A 2,467-nucleotide genomic window follows, 5' to 3' on the forward strand; every position below is an offset into this window, starting at 1 on the left:
TGCTTCGAGACGCCCGCTTCGCGGGCTCCTCAGCATGAGGTTTTTCTTTGTGTTACCAGAAGCTTACCTCATGCTTCTGAGAAGCACGGCCGGGCGGCATGCCCGGGTGCGCGTCTCGAAGGGCGGGCAGCTTCTGCAGCGCCAAAGGCGGTTCGTCATCCGCTTTTGTCCGGAACATTGCCAAACAGCGCGTTCAAACCTTCCGCCATTGTCGGATGAGTGAGAATGGCGTCTCGGAGCGCCGAATAGGGAAGGCCCGCGGCCATCGCCGTCTGCACGACTGCCATGACCTCGCCAGCCTCCGCGCCTATCATGGTGAAGCCGAGGATATGATCGTCGGCATCGACAAGCGCCTTCATGAAGCCGGCCGATTCCGACGTCGTCCGCGTTCGCAAGACGGCCGTCATTGGCAGCTTGGCCACACGCGCTATTACGCCATTGGCGCGTGCCTCTTCCTCGCTCATCCCGACCCGGGCAAGAGGCGGGTCGATGAACATGCAATACGGCACCGTTCGCCCTGTGGTCGCTCGGTTGGCGCCCTTCAGATTGTCCCGGATCACGCGAAAGTCGTCGAGCGACATATGGGTAAATTGCGGCGTTCCCGCGCACTCGCCGATTGCCCAGGTGCTCGGGGCCGTCGTCTCCAGTCGATCGTTGACACGGATGTAGCCGCGATCCGTTAGCTCGATGCCTGCCTCTTCCAGGCCCATCCCTTGGGTGTTGGGCGTGCGGCCGGCGGCAACCAGAAGGTCGGTGCCCTCGATCGTCCGCTGGCTATTCGCGGTATGCATCAGGACACGCAGCTGATCGCTGGAACGTCCCTCCACCCGCTCGACTTCGGCAGACAGCAGCACCTCGATGTCTTCGGCTTCCAGAATGCGCTGAACCTCGTCGGAGACGTCCGGATCTTCGCGCCTGGCCAATCTTGGACCATGATCGATGACGGTGACCCGACTGCCGAAGCGCCGGTAAGCCTGGGCGAATTCGAGGCCGACATACCCGCCGCCCAGAACGATCAGATGGTCGGGAATCCGGTCAAGTTCGAGCGCCTCGATATTGGTGAGCGGTCGGGCCGCCGCGAGGCCGGGAACAGGGGGCACGTTCGCATGCGTGCCCAGGTTGAGAAACAGTTTCTCAGCGGTCAGTCTTCGTGTCCCGCCGTCGTTCAGCGACACCTCGACCGTTTTCGGCTCGACGATGCGAGCGGTTCCCATGATGAGTTCCGCCCCGCTGGCTTCGTAACGTTCGAGATGAAAGGCGACGAGGCCATCGACCATGTCCCGCTTGCGCCGAAGAACCTTCTCCATGTCGACCGACACTTGGCCGGTGGTTACACCGAACTCTCCGGCGCGGGCGACGATCCTGGCCACCCCGGCGCTCCAGATTTCGTTCTTGCTGGGAAGACAGTTGATGTTGGGACAGGAGCCGCCGACCCAACGGCGTTCGACCACGGCGGTTTTCTGCCCGGCCTGAGCAAGATGCCAGGCGAGATATTTGCCCCCTTCACCGCTGCCGATGACAACGGCGTCGTATTGTTCCGCTTTGAGCATCGCTGCTCTCCTTGGAGACTGGAAATGAAACGCCAGACCAGAGACAGTGTTCAATCCGGAGCGGAAGCTTGCCGGCCCCGCTGATTGTCGAAGCGATTCTTGGATGGCGGGCAACCCTGTGGACTCTACCGTTTGCAAGATCGGCAGGCCACTCGCATCTCCGCCGCGGTTGTTGCCGGGACCTATAGCCTCGGCCACTTGCTCGCGCATCATCGGGGCTCCCCCGGCGCTCGCGGCCTCCCCAGCCTGTCACCCCGGCCTTGACCTGGGGCCCATGGCGGGACCAGCCTCCCGGCCTCAGCCGGTGATTTCGCGACCGCCTGCAGCCGTAAATCTCCGACTTGGCATAGTGCCCTTCCTCTACCATGGGTCCGGCTCGCGCTCCCCCAATTAAAGTAAAGGGGCGCTCGCTTGGCCGGGATGACAGCTTGAGTGGGCGGAAGCGACCGGCCCCTTCCGGTCCGCCGCGAAGGGTGCTACACAGGGGCCAAGTTGTATATACAACTTTCGGGAGGATGCGCGTGACCGACGACCCCTTCATCCTGCAGGCCGGCCGGCTGAGCCTGCAGGACCTCGAGCGCTTCTGGCGCCGCCCGGCAAGGATCGCCCTCGACTCCGCCAGCTATACGGCGCTCGAGCGCTCGGCCGAGACGGTGGCGAAGGTGGTCGCCGAGGGGCGCCGGGTCTACGGCATCAATACCGGCTTCGGCAGCCTCGCGCGGCAGACCATCTCGGCCGGCCAGGTCTCCGAGCTGCAGACGCGCCTCGTGCTGTCGCATAGCTGCGGCGTCGGCCAGCCGCTCGACGAGCGCGTCGTGCGCCTGGTGCTGCTGCTGAAGATCAACGCCCTCTCGCGCGGCCACTCCGGCATCCGCGGCAGCGTCGTCGACCGCCTCATCCAGCTTCTCAACGAGGAG

2 protein-coding genes are annotated in these 2,467 nt (G+C 64.1%); one reads left to right on the forward strand and one right to left on the reverse strand.

The features are described from left to right. Positions 1 to 155 precede the first annotated feature (155 nt). On the reverse strand, positions 156 to 1,763 hold the full coding sequence (locus VIR62_RS01350) for a mercuric reductase (RefSeq protein WP_431868037.1): 1,608 nt from the start codon (positions 1,761 to 1,763) through the stop codon (positions 156 to 158). A gap of 308 nt (positions 1,764 to 2,071) precedes the next feature. On the opposite strand from VIR62_RS01350, the gene VIR62_RS01355 reads away from it, so the two are divergent. Beyond that, positions 2,072 to 2,467, forward strand: a 396-nt coding sequence (locus VIR62_RS01355; protein ID WP_431868038.1) for an aromatic amino acid lyase, incomplete at its 3' end; no start/stop codon positions are given.

It is taken from the genome of Allosphingosinicella sp., assembly GCF_036570505.1.
Taxonomy (GTDB): Bacteria; Pseudomonadota; Alphaproteobacteria; order Sphingomonadales; family Sphingomonadaceae; genus Allosphingosinicella.

Coding starts and splice junctions, on each gene's coding strand:
- VIR62_RS01350 (WP_431868037.1), bottom strand. CDS start 1,763: ATGATGCGCGAGCAAGTGGCCGAGGCTATAGGTCCCGGCAACAACCGC.